At 61.2% G+C, this 22,730-nt stretch carries 21 protein-coding genes and 5 tRNA genes; 20 read left to right on the forward strand and 6 right to left on the reverse strand.

What is annotated here, in order from left to right; translation table 11 throughout:
- Positions 1-94: 94 nt before the first annotated feature.
- Positions 95-170: transfer RNA gene (locus D8M36_RS00105), tRNA-Gly, on the reverse strand.
- 1 nt (position 171) lies between these two features.
- Positions 172-243, reverse strand: a tRNA-Val gene (locus D8M36_RS00110).
- A 367-nt stretch (positions 244-610) separates the two neighbouring features.
- On the opposite strand from D8M36_RS00110, the gene D8M36_RS00115 reads away from it, so the two are divergent.
- The 4 genes from D8M36_RS00115 to D8M36_RS00130 all read left to right on the forward strand — a co-directional run bounded on the left by D8M36_RS00115 (position 611) and on the right by D8M36_RS00130 (position 1,820).
- Positions 611-683, forward strand: a tRNA-Gly gene (locus tag D8M36_RS00115).
- 22 nt (positions 684-705) lie between these two features.
- Positions 706-776, forward strand: a tRNA-Cys gene (locus tag D8M36_RS00120).
- Between the two features lie 47 nt (positions 777-823).
- Positions 824-897: transfer RNA gene (locus D8M36_RS00125), tRNA-Val, on the forward strand.
- Positions 898-965: 68 nt separating this feature from the next.
- Positions 966-1,820: an HAD hydrolase family protein gene (locus tag D8M36_RS00130; RefSeq protein ID WP_074296956.1), complete on the forward strand. Its 855-nt coding sequence runs from the start codon at positions 966-968 to the stop codon at positions 1,818-1,820.
- Between the two features lies 1 nt (position 1,821).
- On the opposite strand, the gene D8M36_RS00135 is transcribed toward D8M36_RS00130, so the two are convergent.
- Positions 1,822-2,811 carry an L-lactate dehydrogenase gene (locus D8M36_RS00135; RefSeq protein WP_074296954.1) on the reverse strand — a complete coding sequence of 330 codons (990 nt, stop codon included), beginning with the start codon at positions 2,809-2,811 and terminating at the stop codon, positions 1,822-1,824.
- A gap of 165 nt (positions 2,812-2,976) precedes the next feature.
- Between D8M36_RS00135 and thrS the strand changes: the two genes are divergently transcribed.
- From thrS to D8M36_RS00195, 12 genes are all read left to right on the forward strand, one after another.
- Entirely contained in the window at positions 2,977-4,977 is a 2,001-nt protein-coding gene (gene thrS / locus D8M36_RS00140; RefSeq protein ID WP_126845795.1) for a threonine--tRNA ligase, read from the forward strand.
- Positions 4,978-4,982: 5 nt separating this feature from the next.
- Positions 4,983-5,585 carry an HIT family protein gene (locus D8M36_RS00145; protein WP_126845797.1) on the forward strand — a complete coding sequence of 201 codons (603 nt, stop codon included), beginning with the start codon at positions 4,983-4,985 and terminating at the stop codon, positions 5,583-5,585.
- Positions 5,582-6,862, forward strand: a complete 1,281-nt coding sequence (locus D8M36_RS00150) for a PrsW family intramembrane metalloprotease (RefSeq protein ID WP_074296948.1) — start codon at positions 5,582-5,584, stop codon at positions 6,860-6,862. Before D8M36_RS00145 ends, D8M36_RS00150 begins: the two co-directional genes overlap by 4 nt.
- Before the next feature lie 23 nt (positions 6,863-6,885).
- Complete coding sequence (locus D8M36_RS00155; RefSeq protein ID WP_065247691.1) at positions 6,886-7,641, forward strand: YebC/PmpR family DNA-binding transcriptional regulator; 756 nt, start codon at positions 6,886-6,888, stop codon at positions 7,639-7,641.
- A gap of 20 nt (positions 7,642-7,661) precedes the next feature.
- Entirely contained in the window at positions 7,662-8,246 is a 585-nt protein-coding gene (gene ruvC / locus D8M36_RS00160; protein ID WP_126845799.1) for a crossover junction endodeoxyribonuclease RuvC, read from the forward strand.
- 27 nt (positions 8,247-8,273) lie between these two features.
- Positions 8,274-8,930: a Holliday junction branch migration protein RuvA gene (gene ruvA / locus D8M36_RS00165; RefSeq protein WP_126845801.1), complete on the forward strand. Its 657-nt coding sequence runs from the start codon at positions 8,274-8,276 to the stop codon at positions 8,928-8,930.
- Positions 8,927-10,036 carry a Holliday junction branch migration DNA helicase RuvB gene (gene ruvB / locus D8M36_RS00170; RefSeq protein ID WP_126845803.1) on the forward strand — a complete coding sequence of 370 codons (1,110 nt, stop codon included), beginning with the start codon at positions 8,927-8,929 and terminating at the stop codon, positions 10,034-10,036. The genes ruvA and ruvB overlap by 4 nt, the downstream gene beginning before the upstream one ends.
- Positions 10,037-10,104: 68 nt before the next feature.
- Entirely contained in the window at positions 10,105-10,488 is a 384-nt protein-coding gene (yajC, locus tag D8M36_RS00175; protein ID WP_223845674.1) for a preprotein translocase subunit YajC, read from the forward strand.
- A 62-nt stretch (positions 10,489-10,550) separates the two neighbouring features.
- Positions 10,551-12,422: a protein translocase subunit SecD gene (secD, locus tag D8M36_RS00180; RefSeq protein ID WP_126845804.1), complete on the forward strand. Its 1,872-nt coding sequence runs from the start codon at positions 10,551-10,553 to the stop codon at positions 12,420-12,422.
- Entirely contained in the window at positions 12,422-13,411 is a 990-nt protein-coding gene (gene secF, locus D8M36_RS00185) for a protein translocase subunit SecF (RefSeq protein WP_126845806.1), read from the forward strand. Before secD ends, secF begins: the two co-directional genes overlap by 1 nt.
- Positions 13,408-13,956 (forward strand): adenine phosphoribosyltransferase, encoded by a 549-nt coding sequence (locus D8M36_RS00190; RefSeq protein ID WP_074296935.1) that lies wholly within the window; start codon positions 13,408-13,410, stop codon positions 13,954-13,956. Before secF ends, D8M36_RS00190 begins: the two co-directional genes overlap by 4 nt.
- An 80-nt stretch (positions 13,957-14,036) precedes the next feature.
- Entirely contained in the window at positions 14,037-16,319 is a 2,283-nt protein-coding gene (locus D8M36_RS00195) for a RelA/SpoT family protein (RefSeq protein WP_126845808.1), read from the forward strand.
- Here D8M36_RS00195 and D8M36_RS00200 read toward each other — a convergent pair.
- Both D8M36_RS00200 and D8M36_RS00205 read right to left on the reverse strand, forming a co-directional pair.
- Positions 16,274-17,002 (reverse strand): hypothetical protein, encoded by a 729-nt coding sequence (locus D8M36_RS00200; protein ID WP_126845810.1) that lies wholly within the window; start codon positions 17,000-17,002, stop codon positions 16,274-16,276. The two genes, D8M36_RS00195 and D8M36_RS00200, sit on opposite strands and share 46 nt — an antisense overlap.
- 101 nt (positions 17,003-17,103) lie before the next feature.
- The gene (locus D8M36_RS00205) at positions 17,104-18,732 is read right to left on the reverse strand and encodes a DUF349 domain-containing protein (RefSeq protein ID WP_126845812.1); all 1,629 of its coding nucleotides are present in this window, start codon (positions 18,730-18,732) and stop codon (positions 17,104-17,106) included.
- 171 nt (positions 18,733-18,903) lie between these two features.
- Here D8M36_RS00205 and D8M36_RS00210 point away from each other — a divergent pair, with 171 nt between their 5' ends.
- From D8M36_RS00210 to D8M36_RS00225, 4 genes are all read left to right on the forward strand, one after another.
- The gene (locus D8M36_RS00210; RefSeq protein ID WP_161970168.1) at positions 18,904-19,635 is read left to right on the forward strand and encodes an MBL fold metallo-hydrolase; all 732 of its coding nucleotides are present in this window, start codon (positions 18,904-18,906) and stop codon (positions 19,633-19,635) included.
- Between the two features lie 48 nt (positions 19,636-19,683).
- The gene (gene hisS, locus D8M36_RS00215) at positions 19,684-21,030 is read left to right on the forward strand and encodes a histidine--tRNA ligase (protein ID WP_126845815.1); all 1,347 of its coding nucleotides are present in this window, start codon (positions 19,684-19,686) and stop codon (positions 21,028-21,030) included.
- A gap of 38 nt (positions 21,031-21,068) precedes the next feature.
- The gene (locus tag D8M36_RS00220) at positions 21,069-21,440 is read left to right on the forward strand and encodes a thioredoxin family protein (RefSeq protein ID WP_126845816.1); all 372 of its coding nucleotides are present in this window, start codon (positions 21,069-21,071) and stop codon (positions 21,438-21,440) included.
- Positions 21,441-21,589: 149 nt separating this feature from the next.
- Positions 21,590-22,201, forward strand: a complete 612-nt coding sequence (locus D8M36_RS00225; protein WP_126845818.1) for a DNA-3-methyladenine glycosylase I — start codon at positions 21,590-21,592, stop codon at positions 22,199-22,201.
- A gap of 12 nt (positions 22,202-22,213) precedes the next feature.
- Here D8M36_RS00225 and nirD read toward each other — a convergent pair whose 3' ends face one another.
- Positions 22,214-22,567: a nitrite reductase small subunit NirD gene (nirD, locus tag D8M36_RS00230; RefSeq protein ID WP_126845820.1), complete on the reverse strand. Its 354-nt coding sequence runs from the start codon at positions 22,565-22,567 to the stop codon at positions 22,214-22,216.
- Positions 22,568-22,730 lie beyond the last annotated feature (163 nt).

Below are 22,730 nucleotides of genomic sequence, written 5' to 3' on the forward strand. Positions count from 1 at the left end.
GTCTGCACCGTCATTGTGTCGCGCTGGCCTGGCAGAAAGCCGAAGTGCACGAGCATGAGAAAAGGCCCCGTGCGCGTGCACGAGGCCTTTCTACTGGAGCGGATGACGGGACTCGAACCCGCGACCCTCACCTTGGCAAGGTGATGCTCTACCAACTGAGCCACATCCGCGTGGGCGATACTGGGATCGAACCAGTGACCTCTTCCGTGTGAAGGAAGCGCGCTACCACTACGCCAATCGCCCGCATGAGCGCCGCGAAATTTTTCGGCTTCGCTCTGTGCGACTAGACAACAGTACACCACCGGAGCCGGGTCCCAAACTTTGATCGCCCTCGCGGGCCTCTTTTGTGGTGAGGCTCGCAGGCGCTTGGGGGAGCGCGGATTCTGCTATTGGAGCCGACCCAAACGAACGGGGTTCCAGAGAGTCTCGTCCCTCACTACCGAGGCTCGGCGTTTCCGGAGCTTTCTTTACGGGCCGCGAGTTTTCGCTAGTGGAGAAGGCGCGGGTGGGCTCCGAGGTGATCTGGGTCAAAAGGGGGCCTTTCGCTTTGCGCCGGGGGCCATCCTGACGTAATGTATCTATTCGTTGGTCCGAGCAATCGGCCAAAAATGCGGATGTGGCTCAGTTGGTAGAGCATCACCTTGCCAAGGTGAGGGTCGCGGGTTCGAGTCCCGTCATCCGCTCTGGAATCTCAGGTTTCCACGTGGTGGGTTGGCCGAGAGGCGAGGCAGCGGCCTGCAAAGCCGTATACACGGGTTCGAATCCCGTACCCACCTCTCGTGTGGCTTATGACCACGCATAAATAGACCGCACGGTCTCATACGGGCGATTGGCGCAGTTGGTTAGCGCGTTTCCTTGACACGGAAGAGGTCGCTGGTTCGAGTCCAGTATCGCCCACAAATAAAGGCGCCCCGCGGGGCGCCTTTTGTCATCTCTCGTGTTCCTTGACGTGAGAAGGTGGCAGCATGAGCGAACAGCACGCACTCTTTCTCGACTTCGATGGCACCCTTGCCGACCACGGCATCGTCCCCGCAGCGCACGTCGAGGCCCTCCAACGGGTCCGCGAGGCCGGGCATCTCGCCTTTCTCTGCACGGGGCGCCCACATTCCCTCATTCCGCACGACGTCGAGGATGCCCTCGATGGCGTCATTGGTTCCGCTGGCGCCTACGTGAAATTTGGCGACCTTATTCTCGAGGATTCTCGATTCCCCGACGATCTCGCGAAGCGCACGCTGCGTGTTCTTCAGGAGGCAGGCGATTTTCCCTTCGTGCTCGAATCTCCCGAGGCTACCGTCGGGAATCACACTGCCGAGCGGTACATTCGCGAGCGACTCACGCGCTCCTTCTCAACTCAAGAGGTGCTCCCCGCGAAAGAAGTGGGGACCCTCGGTGGGGGAGCGTCGGAGCTGCTCGACGCCTTCGTTCTTCGTGAAAGCCTTGCGGGGGTATCCTTCGCGAAAGTCGTGGCGTGGCAAATCCCCGTGGCTATCACCGAGATCGCCCGGAAAATCGGCCCGAAGGTGCGCGACATGCCCTACTCGCTTGGTGACGATCAAGAGACCTCCGGTGAACTCCAGCTTGCCGCGATCGACAAGATCGACGGTGTGAAGCGCATGCTCGCGCACGTTGAAATCCCGATTGAGCGGGCGGTGGGTTTCGGCGACGGCATGAACGATATCGGCATGCTCAAAGGGGTGGGGTTACCGGTACCGGTTGAAGGATCCGACGCCTCCCGCGCGATCGCCGATCCCGCATTTGTGATGCGCGGCCCGCGCGAAGGCGGCTTCGCCGAGGCGATTGAACAGCTGGGGCTCGTGTGACCTATTCGAGCTCGAGGCCGAGCTCCTCCTGAATCGCGCTGAGCTGTCCAGCCGAGGCTCGGAAAAGCAGAGTTTCACGTTCGTCGAGGGGGATGTTGAGAACGCGCTCAACACCGCCACGGCCCACAACGCTCGGCACGCTCATCGCTACGCCGCTGACGCCGCGGTAGTCATCAAGCACGGTGGAAACGGTGAGCACGGCCTTTTCGTCATTGATAATCGCTTCGCAAATACGCGCGGCGGAAACACCGATCGCAAGATTCGTGGCGCCCTTCCCCTGGATGATGGCGTAGGCCGAGTTTGCGACCTCGTCGCGCACCGCATCAAGGTCAGCTTCAGTGAAAGCGAGAGTGCCGTCGGCCCCTCGCCATTCACGAAGCGGAATCCCGCCGATGTTGGCGTTTGACCAGACCGCGAATTCACTGTCGCCGTGCTCGCCGATAATGCGCGCGTGTACGCTGCGGGGGTTCACGCCGATCTTCTTGCTGATCAGGAATTTGAGGCGGCTCGAATCGAGCACGGTTCCGGAGCTGAAAACTCGCGAGGATTCAAGGCCGGTAATCTGCTGTGCCGCGACCGTGAGCACGTCGCACGGGTTCGTCACGAGCATAAACATCGCCTCGGGGGCCTGCTCAAGGAGCTGCGGCATGAGTGAACGCAGAATCTTGACGTTAATGCCGGCGAGGTCAAGGCGAGACTGCCCCGGTTTCTGGCGGGCGCCGGCCGTGATGACGACGACATCGGCGCCGGCGACGCACGTAATGTCACCGCCACCGATGACGGTGGCCCCCGAGCCGAACTGCGAACCGTGAGCAATGTCGAGTGCTTCGGCCTCCGCCTTTTCGGCCGCAAGGTCATAAAGGGCGATCGTTTGCGCGCTTCCTCGCAGCATCGCAGCGTAGGCAACGGACGCTCCGACGCTTCCGGCGCCAACGATGGCGATCTTGGTAGGGCGGGTGGAAGGGGCGGCTGAAACATGCTGAGCGGTCATATTTTCATCGTTCGCCTCCCGGGCATCGTTTCGCAAGTCATTGATTCTCTTTTCACACCTTTCGCATGCAAAACCGGCGCAGAAACACTTCGTGGGTAGTCGTTAGACTGTGCGGTGGAGCCGGCAGCGTAGGTCGGTTCGCCCCCGAGATTAAAGGAGTTACCCGTGTCCCAGCTTTCCATCGTCCTCGACGGCTCGCCCACCACGATCGAGCAGGGGACCACGGGCGAAACCCTGTATGAGGGCCGCCGCGAAATCATCGCGCTTCGCATCAACGGTGAACTCAGGGATCTCTACATTGCGCCTGCCGACGGCGATGAGGTCGAAGGCGTGGATATCGCGAGCGAAGATGGCCTCAATATCCTGCGTCACTCATGTGCGCACGTGCTTGCCCAGGCCGTCCAACACCGTGACGAAAACGCCAAGCTTGGCATCGGGCCGTTCATCACCGACGGCTTCTATTACGACTTCGATGTTGCCGAGCCCTTCACGCCCGAAGACCTCAAGGCGATCGAGAAAGACATGCAGCGCATCGTCAAGGAAGGGCAGCGCTTCCAGCGTCGCGATATCGATGATGCCGATGCGCGCGAAGAAGAAAAGAATGAGCCGTACAAACTCGAGCTTATCGGCCTGAAGTCAAACGCGGACACCGCAGCTGAAGGCGCAAGCGTCGAAGTGGGCGACGGCGGCCTCACGATGTACGACAACGTCAATAAAAAAGGCGAGGTCGTGTGGACCGACCTGTGCCGCGGCCCGCACCTGCCCTCGACGCGCCTCATCGGCAACGGATTCTCCCTCATGCGTTCGGCGGCGGCCTACTGGCGCGGTAGCGAAAAGAACCCCATGCTTCAGCGCATCTACGGCACGGCGTGGGCCACAAAAGACGACCTGAAGGCTTACAAGTTCCGCCTCGAAGAAGCGCAAAAGCGCGACCACCGAAAGCTCGGTAGCGAACTCGACCTCTTCAGCTTTCCCGATGAAATCGGCTCCGGCCTCGCCGTTTTCCACCCCAAGGGCGCCATGGTGCGCATGGAGATGGAAAATTACTCGCGCCTACGCCACGTCGAGGCCGGATATGACTTCGTGTACACGCCGCACGCGACCAAAGGGCAGCTTTTCGAGACCTCCGGTCACCTGGACTGGTATCGCGACGGAATGTACCCCCCGATGCACCTCGATGAAGAGCGCGATGCCGAAGGCAACGTCACGAAGCAGGGCCAGGACTACTACCTCAAGCCCATGAACTGCCCGATGCACAACCTCGTGTTCGCCTCCCGCGGCCGCTCCTACCGCGAGCTTCCGCTGCGCCTATTCGAGTTCGGCACCGTGTACCGCAACGAAAAGAGCGGCGTGATCCACGGGCTCACGCGCGCACGCGGCTTTACCCAGGACGACGCGCACATTTATTGCACGCGCGAGCAGATGCGCGACGAACTCACGACCCTGCTCACCTTCGTGCTCGACCTTCTGAAAGATTACGGTCTCGACGACTTCTACCTTGAACTCTCGACCAAGAACCCCGAGAAGTTCGTGGGCAGCGACGACGTGTGGGAAGAAGCGACCCGCACACTCGAAGAGGTAGCGACCGCCTCGGGCCTCGACCTTGTTCCCGATCCGGGCGGCGCAGCCTTCTACGGTCCGAAGATTTCCGTGCAGGCGAAGGATGCGATCGGGCGCACGTGGCAAATGTCGACCATCCAGCTTGACTTCAACCTCCCGGAACGCTTTGACCTCGAGTACACGGCTCCCGATGGTTCGCGTCAGCGCCCCGTGATGATTCACCGTGCACTCTTCGGGTCGATCGAGCGTTTCTTCGGCGTGCTCACCGAACACTACGCGGGTGCGTTCCCGGTGTGGCTTGCGCCCGTGCAGGTCGTTGGCATTCCGGTCGCTGGCGAATTCGTGCCGTACCTCGAAGAGGTCGCCCAAAAGCTCCGTGCGCACGGAGTTCGTGTGGAGGTCGACTCCTCAGACGACCGCATGCAAAAGAAAATCCGCAACCATACGAAGGAAAAGGTGCCGTACATGCTCATTGCGGGCGGTGAGGATCGCGACGCCGGCGCCGTGAGCTTCCGGATGCGCGACGGTAGCCAGGACAACGGTATTCCCGTTGATGACGCCGTCGAGCGGATCCTCGAGGCCATTCGCACAAAGGCTCAGGTGTGAACCCGATGAACACAGAGCACGAGGACGGAGTCGGGCAGGCCTTCGAGAGCGCGCACGCTTTCGCCGGCACCCCCGACTCCCTCCAGCGCCTGTGGACACCGCACCGCGTGGCGTACATTCAGGGGGAGGGCAAACCCTCGAGCGCGGAGGCTACCGACGAATGCCCGTTTTGCACGGGGCCGGACAAGAGCGATGAGGACGCACTCATCGTTCACCGAGGCGACTTCGCGTTTGTGATCCTCAACCTGTTCCCCTACAACTCGGGGCATCTGCTCGTGTGCCCGTATCGTCACGTGAGCGACTACACCGGATTAACGCGGGAAGAGTACACGGAGATTGCGGAACTGACGCGCACCGCCATGAGCGTGGTGCGAGCGGTCTCGAAGCCCGCGGGCTTCAACCTTGGAATGAATCAGGGCGAGGTTGCCGGTGCCGGCATCGCCGCGCATCTGCACCAGCACGTGGTGCCTCGCTGGCTCGGTGATGCGAACTTCCTCCCGATCGTGGGGCGCACGAAGGCTTTGCCCTTCTTGCTCTCGCAGACTCGCGAGATGTTTGCCGCCGCGTGGCCCGCAGCGGGGGAGAAAGGCACGAAGGAGCGCACGTGAGCACTACTGGAAAGGCGCTCGGGTACGGGTACGACGTGGAGCGTGAAATCCCCGCGGATCTTGCACATGTCATGCCGTCGTTTGCCGAGCGAGAGCAGCAAAAAAAGAAGCGCGGAAAGTTCGCCACGTGGGTCATCTTTACCCTTGCCTTCGCTGTTCTCGCGTTTGCCGCAGCAGCTCTTTTCCTGCTAGTGATTGTGCCGCTTGGGATCGGCACAAGCCTCGTCTCGCTCACGGCTGCGCTTGTGCCCTTTGGCATCGTGCTTTTCGCCGTGTGGTGGCTTGACCGAACGACCCCTCAACCGCGCTTCACGATGGCCTACGCCTTTCTATGGGGGGCGATCGGCTCGATCTCGCTCACCTACATCTTCGGCACCGCCGTGGTGATCATCATCGCGCTCCAAACCCAGGATGCCACTGCTCAGGAGTTTCTCTCGGTGGCATTCCAGGCGCCGGTTGTGGAGGAAACAACGAAGGCGTTTGGTCTCGTACTGCTGCTCCTCTTCGGCAGGCGGTACATCTCGGGAACGATCGATGGCGTGATCTACGCGGTACTGATCGCGGCCGGCTTCGCTTTCACTGAGAACATCACCTATTTTGCGCGGTCTTTCGCCGAGGCTCAGGTGATGGGGAACTCGACCGTATTCTGGCAAACATTTTTTATGCGCGGCCTGCTTTCGCCGTTCGCACACGCCTCCTTTACCTCGCTCGTAGGTTTGGGCATTGGCATCGCGGCACAGAGGCGCAGCCTTCCGCTCTACTTCTTCTTGGGAGCAGGCGGTCTCGGTCTTGGCATGGGGCTTCACGCCCTGTGGAATGGCGGCTCGATGCTCCTCGCGCTCAATGGCGTGACGAGCCTCAAAGAGTTGCTCTTTTGGTACGCCGTGATTGAAGTGCCAATTTTCCTCACGTTTGTTCTGGTCATGGTCTTCCTTCGGTGGCGTGAGAAACGTATGCTCCGAAGGCGGCTTTCGGAATACGGGCGCGCGGGATGGTTCACTCCGAGTGAGGTCGATATGCTCGTGAGCTTGCGCGGGCGGCGACGTGCGAAGGCGTGGGCGTCTAGTTTTGGTGCTGTAGCGACGTGGACCATGGCGGAGTTCCAGAGCCTTGCGCTTCGGCTCGCAGCCCAGAGGCAGGCGGCAGTTGCGGGACACACGTCCTCGAGAATCAAGGAATCCGAGGCACTGTTGCTTTCGCAACTCACCGAAACGCGCCGTGTGATAGCTGCGCTGACGACTCCCGTCGTACCGGCGCGTACAATGATTCAGCGATAATTGACGACGAATGAGGGAAACCGATGTCAGGTCACTCTAAATGGGCAACGACGAAGCACAAGAAAGCGGCGATTGACGCCAAGCGTTCCAAGCTCTTCGCGAAGCTCATCAAGAACATTGAAGTTGCGGCGCGCATTGGCGGCCCCGACCCCGCCGGTAACCCGACGCTTTACGACGCCATCCAGAAGGCAAAGAAGAGCTCCGTTCCGAACGACAACATCGATCGAGCGGTCAAGCGCGGCGGCGGCCTCGACGGCGCGGGCGTGAACTACGAAACCCTCATGTACGAGGGTTATGCACCCGGCGGCGTTGCGCTCCTCGTCGAATGTCTCACCGACAATAAAAACCGCGCCGTGTCCGAGGTGCGCGTGGCGTTCACCCGCAATGGCGGGAACATGGCTGACTCCGGCTCGGTGTCTTACCTTTTCCACCGCAAGGGCGTTGTCACCGTGGCGAAAGCCGGTCACACCGAAGACGAGCTTCTTGAGATCGTGCTCGATGCGGGCGCGGAGGAAATCAATGACGAGGGCGAGGTTTTCGAGATTATTTCGGAGGCCACCGACTTCGTGAACGTCCGTAAGGCACTCCAGGAGGCCGGGGTCGACTACGAGAGTGCAGAAGCGTCGTTCGTGCCGACCATGCGTACGGCTGTTGATCTCGAGGGCGCCCACAAAGTGCTTCGCCTCATCGATGCCCTCGAGGATAGCGACGACGTGCAGAACGTGTACTCGAACCTCGACATTCCCGAGGACGTGGCCGCACAGCTCGCGGCTGAATAGTTCCTCCGTCGGGGGCTTTGATGCGAGTCCTGGGTATTGATCCCGGTCTCACCCGGTGCGGGTTCGGGGTTGTCGATGGCGGCCCCGCCCGCGCCGTGCGCCTCGAGGGCGTGGGGGTCATTACCTCGAACAGGGGCCAGGGGGTGGATTTACGTCTCCTCGAGATTTACCGCGGGCTTACACACGTGATCGAGCAGTATGCCCCCGACATGGTGGCGATCGAGCGCGTGTTTTCGCAGAATAACGTCTCGACGGTCATGGGGACGGCGCAGGTGTCGGGCCTCGCGATCGTGCTTGCCGCCGAGCGGGGGATTCCGGTCGCGATGCATACTCCTTCCGAGGTTAAACGTGCGATCACTGGCAATGGCCGCGCGGATAAGGCGCAAATCCAGAACATGGTGCACAAAATTCTGAGGCTTGACGCGCCGCCGAAACCGGCCGATGCCGCGGATGCGGTGGCGATCGCCATTACGCAACTGTGGCGCGGTTCTGGACCGGTCAAGTTAGGGTCCGACGGTGCCCGGCGCACGAGTGCCCAAGCTCAGTGGGCTGAAGCCGAGCGGAAGGCTCGACGCGCCCAGGAGAAGTCGACCTCCCGTCTGTAGTCGTACGCGTGTTCTAAAATCGTGGGCGTGATTGCTTCCCTTCGCGGCGCCGTGAGCGCCATCGCTCTCGATTCGTTCGTGCTTGATGTCGGCGGTGTTGGCTACTTGGTGAACACCTCACCTCAAACTCTTTCCGCCGTCCGCACGGGGCAAGAGGTTCTCGTGCACACCGAGCTTGTGGTGCGCGAGGATTCGATGACCCTCTACGGTTTCCTCACGAAGGATGAAACCGACCTCTTTCGTACGATTCAATCCGTCTCGGGGATCGGGCCGCGCATCGCCATTGCCGTGCTCGCGGTCATGGATCCCTCTCGATTTGCGCGTGCGGTGCTCGATGAGGATGTGAAGACCCTCACGTCGGTCCCGGGCATTGGCAAGAAGGGCGCGCAGCGCATGGTGCTCGAACTGAAAGATAAGGTCGCTCCTTTCGCCTCGAGTCCCAAAGCGGGCGGGGAGCCTGCACCTTTGGAAGCAAATCCCGCGCAAGAATCGGTTCTTGAGACACGTGCGGCAAAGGACGTCGTGCAGGGGCTCCAAGGCCTTGGTTGGCCCGAGAAAGGCGCGCGTGAAGCTGTCGAAGCGGTGCTTGCGACTTACGAGGAGAACGAGAAGGGCTCGAGTGCGAACCTTGATTCGGGCGTGCTGTTGCGCCTTGCCCTGCGTCATCTAGGTGGCCGTGCATGATCGAGCATTCACATGTGAACGGCGAGAGCGAAGAGTCGAACGAGACCCTCCAGCGGATTATCGGTGCCGAGGCCGGTGCGCTCGACCGCGCCGCCGAGGGCGCACTGAGGCCGAGAGAACTTGCGGACTTCGTGGGCCAAAAGAAGGTGCGTGAGCAGCTCTCGCTCGTTCTCGACGCCGCTTCGATGCGCGGAACGCCGCCCGAGCACATGCTCCTTTCGGGGCCTCCTGGGCTCGGTAAAACGACTCTCGCGATGATCATCGCCCACGAGCTCGGTTCCCCGCTCAAGATCACCTCCGGTCCGGCAGTACAGCACGCGGGTGACCTCGCCGCCATTCTGTCGTCCCTCGAGGAAGGGGAGGTGCTCTTCATCGACGAGATTCACCGCCTCGCCCGCCCGGCCGAAGAGATGCTTTACATGGCGATGGAAGATTTCCGTGTTGATGTCGTGGTGGGGAAAGGCGTTGGTGCCACGGCTATTCCACTCGAATTGCCGCCGTTCACCGCTGTCGGGGCAACGACGCGTGCTGGCATGTTGCCCTCGCCTCTTCGCGATCGTTTCGGTTTCACGGGGCACCTTGACTACTACACTGCCGAGGAACTGTCTCGTGTGATCGCACGCAGTGCTGCGCGTTTGGAGATCGAGATTGAGGCGAAGAGCGCCTACGAAATTGCTTCTCGTTCGCGAGGCACACCTCGTATCGCCAATCGGCTCTTGAGACGCGTGCGCGACTATGCCCAAGTACGTGGCGGCGGCGCGATCACGATGGAGTCCACTCTCGAGGCGCTCACGGTGTACGAAGTCGATCCTCGCGGGCTTGATCGACTCGACCGCGCCGTGCTTCATGCGCTTTGTACGAAGTTCGGGGGCGGGCCAGTCGGTCTCTCGACCCTCGCGATCGCCGTGGGCGAGGAAACAGAAACCGTCGAGACCGTCGTGGAACCGTTCCTCGTGCGCGAGGGACTCCTCGGGCGTACTCCGCGCGGAAGGATCGCCACGCCGGCCGCGTGGCGGCACCTCGAACTCGACGCTCCGGCTCCTGATTCGGCGCATGACTCTACGCTCTTCGATGTTTCCGGACGTGAGGACGGTCGCTTTACCTGAATGGGAAATTGAGGGCGATGCGCGGGTAGAGTGGAAGAGACTGTGACCCCCGATGGAAGGCTCGCCTCGTGCAAAACCCCATGTTTTTGTTGATCATCATGCTCGTCGTGATGGCCGTACCGATGTTCCTCATGTCGCGCGGTCAGCGCAAGAGGGTTCAGCAGCATCAGGAGCTCGTGAGGTCCCTCGGCGTCGGTGATGAAGTGCGCACGCACTCCGGGTTCTACGGCATGATCGTCGAAGAAGAAGGCGACACTGTCATTCTCGAAACCGAGGATGGCTCGCAGCTCAAGTGGAATCGCAATGCCATCGCTGAGCGCACCGAGAGCTTCGGTGAAAGCGCCAACGAGCAGTCGGCCGCTGGCAGCAACGAAGCGTCGGTCTCTGACGCCGACCTTCGCAGCGATGCGGAAAAGTCCTCGGACTTCCTCGCGGACGACACCAAAAACTGAACCGTAAAGGGCGACGCGCGGAAGCTTCGCGCGTCGCCTTCGTGTGACATAAAGGACCGTTCATGCCAGCACGACGCATAGCGCTTTCGGCGCTCACCGTCCTGATTCTCGTCCTCGGGGGCATCCTCGGCTTCGGCGTGGCGAACAACGGGTGGAAGGCCGCCCCGAAACTCGCGCTCGACCTCGAAGGCGGAACCCAGGTCATTCTTCAAGCCAAATCTCACAACGGCGAGACCATCACCTCCGAGCAGATGGAGCAAGCGCGACAGATCATTTCCCAACGCGTCAATGCGATGGGCGTTGCCGAAACGGAGATCACCGTCCAGGGCGGCACGAATATCGTCGTCAACGTTCCCGGAAAAATCGATGAAGCCACGAGCGAGGCACTTCGACGCACCGCGACGATGAGCTTTAGGCCCGTTCTCCTCCAGGTCGGGCCCAATGCGGGGGTTTCGGATGCTGGTGGTGCAAGCGACGGCACCTCGGGGCAGGACGCGGCATCCCTCGGGCCCGTTGCCCAGGATGTGGCGTCGGCATCGGACGGTGGGGGCGAGAAGTCGTCTTCTTCGAGCGAGGGCGTGAACACCTACGAAGGTGAGAAGGCCTGGAGCCAAGCTTGGCTGAACACCGTAGACCAAGAAGAATTCGCAAAACTCGACTGCACCGACCCGGATACTCTCAACAATCACACGATCTCGGGGCGTGACGACGAGGCAGTCGTCGCGTGCGGGGCTGGCGGTACCTCGAAGCTCATTCTCGGCCCCGTTGTCGTCTCCGGTGAGGCCATCAAGGATGCGAACGCCGGTGCTGATCACAACCAAGCGGGGCAGGCCACCGGGTACTACGCGGTCAACCTCTCTTTCAATGACGCCGCAGGCAAGGCCTTCGGGGAAATGAGCTCTGCGCTGTATGGCGGCCAGGGCGCAACTCAGCAGTTCGGTATCGTTCTCGACTCGCTCGTGATTTCCGCTCCGCAAGTGCAAGCGGTCACCACAACACAGTCCACGATCACGGGCAACTTCACGGCTGATCAGGCGAAGGAACTCGCCAGCCAATTGAAATTCGGTGCGCTTCCGCTCGAGTTCACGGTGCAATCCGAGCAGCAGATCTCGGCGACCCTCGGTTCCGATCAGCTCACTTCGGGTCTCATCGCGGGCCTCATCGGCCTCATTCTCGTCGTGATCTACGCGGCCTTCCAATACCGTGTGCTTTCGATCGTCACGACTGCCTCACTCGCCATCATGGGCGTGCTCGCCTACCTGATCATCACGCTTATGTCGAACATGCCGGAGATCGGCTACCGCCTGTCACTTGCGGGCGTTGCCGGCCTGATCGTGTCGATCGCCTTCACCGCCGACTCGTTCATCGTCTATTTCGAACGCGTACGTGATGAAATCCGCGATGGCCGCGGAATCGTCGCGGCAATTGATCACGGTTGGGATCGCGCGAAGCGCACGATTCTCGCTTCCGATGCCGTCAACGTCATTGCCGCGGTCGTGCTTTACCTCGTGAGTGCTGGCGGTGTTCGAGGCTTCGCCTTCACGCTCGGACTCACGACGATCCTCGACCTTCTCGTGGTTTTCTTGTTCACCCACCCTCTTCTTCAGAGTCTCGGTCGCACGAATTTCTTCGGCAAGGGGCACCCGGCCTCGGGTCTCGACCCGGCGCTGCTCGGCCGCGACCTTCCCGCGTATGCCGGACGCGCGCGCTTCCGCAGCCCTGAGGAGCGCGGGAAGAGCCGCAAGAAGAAAGTGGGCGATCAAGGCTCGGCAAGCGTCGGAACTGAAACGCTCGCCGAGCGAAAGGCGCGGCTTGCTCGTGAAGCTGCGGAGGATTCGCACACTTCGGACACCTTAGTTGAGCGCTCTGGCTCGCACGCAGCGACGAGCGGGGATTCCTCCGCTCCCACCACGACCCCGAAGGAGGATCGCTGATGTCGCGCTTTTCCACGTTCGGCAACGAACTGCATTCCGGTGAGCGTTCGCTTCCCATCGTGACCCGCCGCAAGTGGTGGTACCTCGCCTCCGCAACCATCCTCGTGATCCTCGCGGTCATCACGGGTGTGCGTGGTGTCAATTGGGGCATTGAATTTACGGGCGGGAGCGAATTCCAGATCTCGCACGTGCAAAATCCGGACCAGTCGCTCGCACGTGACGTCGTTCGCGAGCACGTCCCCACGAATGAACCGCGCATCTCCCAGGTGGGCGGCAACATTCTTCGCGTGCAAACCGAGGAACTCTCCACCGACGCCACCAAGGCACTCAGCGCTGACCTTGCGAAGGCCTATAGCGTTCCGGCAGAGGACGTCTCGAGCTCGTTCATTGGCCCGAACTGGGGTGGGGATGTCACCGCCAAGGCCATCCAAGGCATCGTGATCTTCATGCTCCTCGTGACCATCGTGATGGCGCTGTACTTCCGCAACGTGAAGTCGTCGATTGCGGCAATGGCCGCACTGATGCACGACCTTCTTTTCACGGTTGTGGCCTACGGTGCGATCGGCTTCGAGGTCACACCAGCGACCGTGATCGGTTTCCTCACGGTGCTGGGCTACTCGCTTTACGACACCGTGGTGGTGTTCGACAAGGTGCGTGAGAATACCGAGGGCTTCCTGGAGCAAACGGATGCGACTTTTGCATCGCTAGTGAACCGCGCTACCAACCAAACCCTCGTGCGCTCGATCAACACCTCGGTCGTGGCGCTCCTTCCCGTCGGGTCGATCCTCGTGATCGGCGCATTTATTTTGGGTGCCGGCACTCTCAAGGACATTTCGCTCGCCCTCTTCGTGGGCATCATCGCCGGTACCTATTCCTCCATCTTTCTCGCGCCCAGTTTCCTTGTGGACTTGCGCAAGGGCGAGAAAGCCATCAAAAACCACACCGCGCGTGTTGAGCGCACACATGAAAAGGACGTTGCCACGGCATGACCACCACTCCAGTTCCCCCCGAAATCGCCGAGATCGAGCGCACCCACATCGGGCTCTATCAGGACTTCCCACAGCCCGGTGTGCTGTTTCGCGACATCACCCCGCTGCTGCGCGATCCGAAAGCGATGAAGAGCGTCATCAAGTATTGGGCGAGCACCGTTCCGGGCGACGTGGATCTGATCGTCGGTACCGAAGCTCGCGGATTCGTCTTCGGGGCACCGCTCGCGTACGAGATGGATCGGGGCTTCGTGCCTGTTCGCAAGGCCGGAAAGCTGCCCGGTAAGCCCACGTCGCTGACGTACGACCTTGAGTACGGCAGTGCAACGATCGAAATCGCTGAGAATGCCGTGCCGAAGGGCTCTCGCGTGCTCGTGCTCGATGATCTTCTGGCAACTGGTGGCACGGCTGCGGCCACGATCAAGCTGGTGGAGTCGCTCGGTGCCGAGGTTGTGGCGGCGAGCTTCCTGATCGAACTTCTTGGCCTGGGCGGCCGCGACAAGCTCGGCGATATTCCCTTGCACACGGTCTGGAGCATTCAGAACTGAAGAGTCGCATCCCGGTGCAGGCCGTGAGCAAAAACGTTCTAGACTGGGATGATTCAACGATGAGGAAGGCGGTGAGCGGCATGGACGCGGATCGTGATGACTCCCGCCCGCGTAGCGTATGGGGAACGAAGGATGATCCTCTGCTTGTGCCGCTCATCGAAGCGATCAGGGAGCTGCATCCTGACGCCGATCTCGCCCTCGTGTATCGGGCCTACGAGGTTGCCGAGTACTGGCATCGCCCGCAGTTTCGAAAAAGCGGCGAGCCCTACATCACGCACCCCATTGCGGTCGCGACTATCCTCGCAGGCATGGGCTCCCCGCCCGATGTGCTCGCTGCTGCCCTCCTTCACGACACGGTTGAAGACACCGACTACACGCTCGAGGAACTGACCGAGGATTTCGGTGAAGTGATCGCGGTCATGGTTGATGGCGTGACCAAACTCGACAAGGTGCGTTACGGCGAGGCCGCCCAGGCCGAAACCGTCCGCAAGATGATCATCGCGATGAGCCGCGATATTCGCGTGCTGCTCATTAAGCTTGCCGATCGCCTTCATAACGCTCGCACGTGGAAGTACGTGTCGAGTTCGAGCGCCGAACGCAAGGCGAAGGAAACACTCGAGATTTACGCTCCTCTCGCACACCGCCTCGGCCTCAACGCGATCAAGTGGGAACTCGAGAACCTGAGCTTCCAGGTGCTGTACCCGAAGCTGTACAACGAGGTGGTCGCACTCGTGGCTGAGCACGCCCCGGCGCGCGAGGAATACCTCGCAGGCGTGATCGGCACGATTCAGGAAGACATTAAATCGGCACACATCGAGGGCACCGTGACGGGGCGCCCGAAGCACTATTACTCGGTGTACCAAAAGATGATTGTGCGCGGGCGTTCCTTCAGCGACATCTACGATCTCGTGGGAATCCGCGTGCTCGTGGATACGGTGCGCGATTGCTACGCGGTGCTCGGTATTCTTCATGCGCGCTGGAGCCCCATGCCCGGCCGGTTCAAGGACTACATCGCGCTTCCAAAGTTCAACCTGTATCAGTCGCTCCACACCACCGTGATCGGTCCGGGCGGCAAGCCAGTCGAAATTCAGATCCGTACGTGGGATATGCACCGGCGCGCCGAGTACGGCGTTGCCGCGCACTGGAAGTACAAGGCGGCGACCGCTCGCGGGGAGAAAATCGATGATTCACCCCAGGATGCGGCCGTGGGTGGGGATATGTCGTGGTTGCGCCAGCTCCTTGACTGGCAAAGAGACACGACCGATTCGGATGAATTCCTCGACTCGCTGCGTTACGAGATGGCCTCGAACGAGGTGTATGTGTTCACCCCGAAGGGCGACGTGGTTTCTCTGCCGCAGGGGGCAACGCCGGTAGATTTCGCCTACGCGGTGCACACGGAAGTCGGGCACCGCACGATGAGCGCGCGCGTGAACGGCAAGATCGTGTCGCTCAAGTCGGAGCTCGCCACTGGCGACGTCGTCGAGGTGTTCACATCGAAGGCCGAAGGGGCAGGCCCGAGCCAGGATTGGCTTAACTTTGTGGCGTCCACACGTGCGCGCACGAAGATCCGCCAGTGGTTCTCGAAGGAGCGACGCGAGGAAGCCCTCGAGCGCGGACGTGATGAGCTTGCTCTCCAGTTGCGCAAGCAGAACCTTCCTCTTCGACGGATGCTCACGCACGAGATGCTCACGAACGTCGCTGCAGACCTCAACTACGATTCGGTTGATGGCCTTTACACGGCGATCGGTGAACACCATGTGAGCGCCGAGAACATTGTGGGTCGCCTCGTTGCTGAGGTTGGTGGCGCGGAAGGGGCACAAGATGACATCGTTGAGTCGGTCGTGCCCTCGAGGGCACTCGCGAAACCACGCCGTACCACGCACGCTGATCAGGGAGTGGTCGTTGATGGTCAGCGCGACCTCTGGGTGAAGCTTTCCAAGTGTTGTGCGCCCGTTCCTGGTGACGAGATCGTGGGCTTCGTGACGCGTGGCAACGGCGTGAGCGTGCATCATGCGGCGTGCGCGAACGCGATTCAAATGCGCGAACAGCAAGGGGATCGTTTTGTTCCCGTGAGGTGGTCGGGTGCCACGAACCAGGCGTACCTCGTGCATATCAAGGTGGAGGCGCTCGACCGCGCGCGGCTCCTGACGGATCTCGCTGACGTGATTTCGGAGCTTGAGGTCAATATCCTTTCCGCTTCCGCTCATTCTTTGCCGGATCGGATTGGAATCGCGTTGTTCTCGTTCGAGCTTGCTGATCCGTCGCATCTTCGAACAGTGCTCAAGCAGGTGCGAAAGGTCTCGGGAGTGTTCGATGCCTACCGCGTGACGAGCGACGGCAAACCGATGGGATCCACCCTCTGATTGCCCGGCGCTGGGCTGTGGGCCTCGAGTCTTTCCTCAATCTCTCGCGCGAGTACGGCGAGTCGCTTGTAGAGTGCCCTCCCCGTGCGTGGACCTGAATAACCGCGGCCGCGGCCTGAGCGACGGGCACGAAAGGCAATTCTCGTGAGGTCGCTGCTTGTGACCCAGCCCTGCGCCACGAGCCTTTCGGCGAAGTCGCTCGCGCCCTTCGGGGCGCTCGCACGCGTTAATTCGGCGAACACGCGGTGAGGCGCGAGGGTAGGGACTCCGGCCGGGTAGGCGACGTCTCCCGTGGTGATGGTGATTTTCCGCAGGTGGATGCCCTCGTGTTTTTGGCTGTGCCGCTCGGATGCGACGATGAGGCATTCGTGGGGCTCACCTCCGCACCACACCCACGCGGCTGTGTGGTCGGCGAGCACGGCGCCGGGAGCAGTCGCAGCCTGGGGAGAGCGCTCAAGGGCTATTCCGACGGCGGCTGCTCTTTCTCGAACCCCCATGTCGTGAGTGAGCATGACGGCAAAGCCGGCTCCAATCGGTGCGAGCGGTATGTCGCGTGCGTAAAACGGGAGGGATGCGCCGGGAGAAACGAGAAGGTCGTTTCCTGCTTCGAACGCAAACGGCGAGCGGGCAGCGTCGCGAAGCAGGGGAGCGAGTGCCGCTGTGGCGTGTGAGTGCCGAGTCATGGCTCAAGGGTCACACGAAAGGCGGGGTCCCGCTGGAACCCCGCCTTTCATTGTGGAGAACTTTCTCTCCGGAGCGTGAGGCGTACCTCGTGAGCCGTAGCTTAGCCGAGATCCTTTGCACTGCGCTCGATCACTTCGAGCCATTCACGCCGCGCATCGAGAGCGGCTTGCGCCTTCTCGATCTTCTTTGCATCGCCTGTGGCTTTCGCCTTTTCGAGGTCGTCCTCGTAGCTAGCGATCGCGGCGTGTAGCTGCGAGGAAGCACCTTCAACGCGGGCTTTCGTGCGCGGGTCGGTGCGACGCCATTCGTCGTCCTCAGCCTTCTGGAAAGCGGCGCGCACGGCACGGATGCGCTCGTCGACGCGGCGCATCGCGTTGCGCGGAACCCGCCCCGCGGCATCGAAGCGGTCTTCGATCGAGCGGAACTGTTCTTTTGCTTTGCCGAGGTCGGTGATGGGCAGGAGTGCCTCGGCTTCGGCGAGGAGGCCTTCTTTAACTTTGAGGTTTTCGGACTGCTCGGCGTCGATCTTCTTGAGGTCCGCGTTACGGCGCTCGAAAAACGAATCCTGCGCGGCCTTGAACTTGGCCCACTGGGCGTCGTCTTTCTTGCGGTTGCCGCGCGGAGCCGCACGCCACTGGTCCATCAGCGAGCGGAATTCGCGTGCCGTGGGGCCGAAATCTTCCGAGTCTTGAATCGCCTCGGCCTGCTCAATGAGACGCGCCTTGATCTTCTCCGCTTCGGCGTGCTGCTCATCGAGTTCGCTGAAGTGGGCGCGCCGCTTGCGGTCAAACTCGCTGCGGGCAGCCGAGAGGCGCTTCCAGAGCTTGTCTTCGACCTCGCGCTCGAGCGAAACCTCGTTCTTCTGCATTTCCTTCCAGTCCGGAACCATCGAACGCATGCGCGCGGCAGCCTTCTTCCAGGAAATGCGGTGCGAATCAGTTGCGACGAGGTCCTCGATTCCTTCGACAAAGGCCGTGCGCTTCTTGGTCGATTCCTCGCGAGCCTCAAGGCGAGCTTTTTCAAGTTCACCAATCAGTTCTTTGGCCTTTTCTCGAAGCTCATGGGCGCGCTCGCGAAGCGCGGGAATATCGCCAACAACCTTCGGTTCCTTCATGTTTTTTCGCATCTGCTCAAGGATGCGATTGAGATCGGCCTGGGTGAGCCCGGGGACCTGGAGTTTTTGATCCACAACATCGAGAAACGCGCTCAGGTCGAGATATGCGTGGGCGAAAGGCGTGAGAGCCTTGTCGCGCTCGGTGCCCTTTTCGACGGTACCGATCTCGCGGATCTGCGTGCCGTCTTTCACCGTGACCGTGCCTTCCGCGTTGACCTCACCGTAAGCGAGTGCCTCGGTGACCTTGGCGTCGTCATAGCTCGTTGCGGTGGGAACGATGGGCACCAGGGGAGTGCGGGGGGCTTTGCCCTTGAGCTGCGCGGGGGAGCCGGGCTTCGGGGCCCCGGGCCTTGGCGCTTGCGGCTTTGGAGCGGCGGGTTTCGGTGTCTGGGGCTTTGCCGCGTTACCCGATGCGTCCTTTGCCTCGAGGTCGTTGGCTGCGGCGGAGGCCTCAGGCGTGAGCTCGGCTTCCGAACCGTTCGTCGAGGATTCAGGAGACTCCGTTGCCGTGGATGATTCGGTAGCCTCGGGCACTTCGGTCGTGCTGGGTGTTTCGACGGCTTCGGGAGTTTCAGGCGCGGTGGTCTCGGGGGTTTTCTGGTCGTTCTCGTTCACGAGCTTCTCCTAGGATTCGAGGGCACCGGAGTGCCTCGGACAGGGGGCGGGGCGTATTGCCTCGCACCAACGGCGGCGCTTGGGTCACGGCATCACGTAAAACTGTATCGCGGATAACACTGCTAACGGAATTTCATGTGTCTTTCTGGGAAAAGGGGCACGATGGTGAGTATGAATGCAGAGCGTGCCACCCTCGATTTTGTTGTATCCCCTTATCTCAGCGCGACATGCTCGCTTCTCCACAACGACCGCGATGCGCTCCTCGTCGATCCCGGTCTCGACGTTGCGAAAGAGGTGAGTGCGCTGCTCGAGAAGAATGACCGTGAACTTCGCGCGATCCTCGTTTCCCACGGCCACCTCGATCACGTCGCCGATGTGTCGCTGCTTGCCGAGACGTACGGCGTACCCGTGTACGTGGGCAAAGCGGATGAATACAGGCTTGAGAACCCCTTGGGCCAGCTACCGTCGGCCTTTACGCATCACATTCGCCCCCGCTGGGACGAGCGTGGATGGACGAAGCCTCGGGCAGTACATGCCCTCGCCGATGGTGACGTCCTCGAAGCTGGGACCCTTCGCCTCGTCGCGCACTCCTACCCCGGCCACACCGAAGGGTCGACACTCTACTTTTTCGACGGTGAGGTGCAGATCAATCCACTCGTTGGTGTCACGCCGCGCGCGATGACCGCACCCGCGCTTGCGTTCACGGGCGACGTGCTGTTCAAAGGCACGATTGGTCGCACCGATCTTCCGGGTGGCAATGCCGAGGACATGAAAGCCTCGCTCACCAAGCTTCGTGCGTTCGCGCTTGAGCACGCTGAAGCCGTGATCGTGCCGGGGCACGGCCCGCTCAGCACCTTCCGCGATGAACTTGCCGATAATGGATACCTGCGCACCGCTTTCTAAAGCGGGTTTCGCGCACACGACACCACGACCGCAAAAGGAGAAGTGCCCATGGCGAAAGTGACGCCACTTTCCGGATTCCCCGAATGGCTTCCCGCCGAACGCCGAATCGAGCAGCACGTGATGGACACGTTCCGCGAGGTTGCCGAGCTGCATGGCTTCTCCAACATCGAAACGCGTGCGGTTGAGCCTCTCGATCAGCTCCTCCGTAAGGGCGAGACCAGCAAAGAGGTCTACCTGATCTCACGCCTTCAGGCTGAAGAGGAGGAGAGAGAAAAGGAAAGCCAAAAACTCGGCCTTCACTTTGACCTCACCGTTCCGCTCGCGCGCTACGTGCTTGAGCACCAGAACGACCTTGCGTTCCCGTTCCGCCGCTACCAGATCCAGAAGGTGTGGCGCGGCGAGCGCCCCCAAGACGGTCGCTTTCGGGAGTTTTACCAGGCCGACATCGACATCATCGGGCAGGATACTCTGCCGTCGCACATGGATGCCGACGTCGCGATCGTCATGGCCGAAGTGCTTGGCAAGCTTCCGATTCCCGGTTTCACCATCTCGATTAACAATCGCAAGCTCTCGCAGGGGGTTTTTGAAGCGCTTGGCCTGAGCGATATCGAGGGCGTTTTGCGCCAACTCGACAAACTCGCAAAGGTGGGTGAAGCGGAGGTGCGCAAGCTCCTCATCGAACAGGTGGGGGCAAGCGAAGAGCAGGCCGACGCCTGCCTTGCCTTCGCGAGTATCAAGGCGACTCACGAGGATCTCGCCGACAAGGTTGGGGCGCTCGGGGTCTCGAGCGACGACATCACGAACGCACTCGAGGAACTGAGCTTCGTGATCCGCACCGTTAACTCTTCGGTGCCGGGCGCATGCATTGCGGATCTTTCGATCGCGCGTGGGCTCGACTACTACACGGGCACGGTGTTCGAAACGTTCGTGGAGGGCCATGAGGATCTTGGCTCGATCTGCTCTGGCGGCCGTTATGACACGCTCGCGACCGACAACCGCCACTCGTATCCGGGCGTTGGCCTCTCGATCGGTCTTTCACGTCTCGTATCAAGGCTCGTGACGCGTTCGCTCGTGACGGCCCCGAGGGCCGTACCGACCGTCGTGCTCGTGGCCGTCACGGATGAGGAGCACCGAGTGGCAAGCGTCGAGGTCGCTCGCGTTCTGCGCTCGCGCGGCATTTCCGCCGAGATCGCGCCGAGCGCGGCAAAATTTGGTAAGCAGATCAAGTATGCGGACCGTCGCGGCATTCCGTTCGTGTTCTTCCCCGCCGAGGGGGGCGCGGGCGAAGTGAAGGACATCCGCACCGGCGAACAAGCCGCCGCCGACGCACACACCTGGCAGCCGCCGGAGGACGATATGTCCGCCCGTGTGGTAGCGGCCACGCCGGGCAACTAAACGGAAATAAGTGAACCGATCAGAGAGTTGGATGGAACATGGCTACCGTAGAAATGACCAAGGACAATCACGACGAACTCGTTAAAGACGGGATCGTTTTCATCGACTTCTGGGCGGAGTGGTGCGGCCCTTGCCAGCGCTTCGCGCCCATCTTTGAGAAGGCCTCGGAGGACAACCCCGATCTCACCTTCGCGAAGGTCGACACCGAGGACCAGACCGAACTCCAGATGCAGTACGGTGCGACCTCGATCCCCACGATCGTGGCCTACCGTGACGGCATCCCCGTTTTCGGCCAGCCCGGTGCACTTCGCCAGGCTGATCTCGATTCGCTTATTTCGCAGGTGCGCGGCCTCAACATGGACGAGGTCCGCAAGGCCTACGAAGAGCAGCAGGCGAAACAGGGCAAGTAAGCCCCGCGTATAAGGCGTCTGAGGCGGGCCCCACCGACACGGTGGGGCCCGCTTTTATGCACCTAGCGGCTAAAGCTTCACAAAGACGTGCCCTCCACAAAGACACATGACGTTCCACTACGTTGAGGGAAGGCCGTTAGCCTCGCCTTATGAACAGCACAGTCAAGCAGTTACCGAGCTGGGCGAGCGCAAGCCCGCTCATGGAGAACTACTACCTCACCGAGTGGGGAATGCCCGTCACCGATGAACAGGGCGTTTTCGAACGCCTAAGCCTCGAAGTCTTTCAATGCGGGCTGTCGTGGAAAACGATTCTGGGCAAGCGCGAGGCTTTCCGCGAGGTCTTCCATCAATTCACGGTCGACCAGGTCGCCGCTATGGGGGTGAGCGATATCGAGCGCCTCATGGAGGATCGGCGGATCATCCGCAACCGTCGGAAAATCGAGGCGACCATCGGCAACGCGCGAGCCGCTCGGGCGCTGCGAGAGGAGGGCACCGATCTCGCGGGGTTTTTGTGGGGGTATGTTCCCGAGGAAACCTACGCTCCTCGGGCGTTGGAAGAGATCCCCTCGCACGATCAGACCTCGACACGAATGTCGAAAGATCTCAAAGCGCGAGGGTTCTCGTTCGTAGGGCCCACGACCTGTTTCGCTTTGATGGAGGCGATCGGGATCGTCGATACTCACCTCATGACGTCGCCGCGCAGGGGCACCTCGGGTGTTTTTGATGCCGACGGTCGCCGCGCTCACACTGCGACCTTTTAAGAGGAGGTGAGGCTAGGCGGGGTTTTTCGAATCGAGGTCCACCTCGATCACGCCGTCACTCACGCGCGAGTCGTAGACGGGCAGAACGTAGGCATCGCTCCCGTAGCATTTGCCGGTTTCGAGATCGTAGACCTCTTTGTAGATGGGGCTCGCGAGGGTTGCACGTGAAGTGCCTTCCACGGTGCGGTCACCCACGATGCCGCGCGACATGACGCCCTGCTGGGTGCGCGGATCCACATTCGAGACCACGTAGATCTTGCCGTCCCACGCCTTCACCACGGCAACCTGTTCGGTGCCGAAGAGTGCGGCTTCGGGCAGGTCCTGGTTGATGTCGCTCTCTTTGCAGATGCTCTGCCAGTTGCTCATGGGTGTCCTCGCTTGTCGGTCAAGTGGCGGGCAGTGTCGAAGGCGGGGGAGCGCGACCGGTACGACGTGAGGCCGGCGTTTTCGCGGACCAAAGCCCCTCGGGGTGCTCGTGTGGACTGGCGCGAAAAATCCCTCGCTTATGGCCTCCACTGTACTCGAAAAT

Origin of the sequence: Dermabacter sp. HSID17554 (assembly GCF_003989295.1) — a bacterium.
Classification (GTDB): Bacteria; Actinomycetota; Actinomycetes; order Actinomycetales; family Dermabacteraceae; genus Dermabacter; species Dermabacter vaginalis.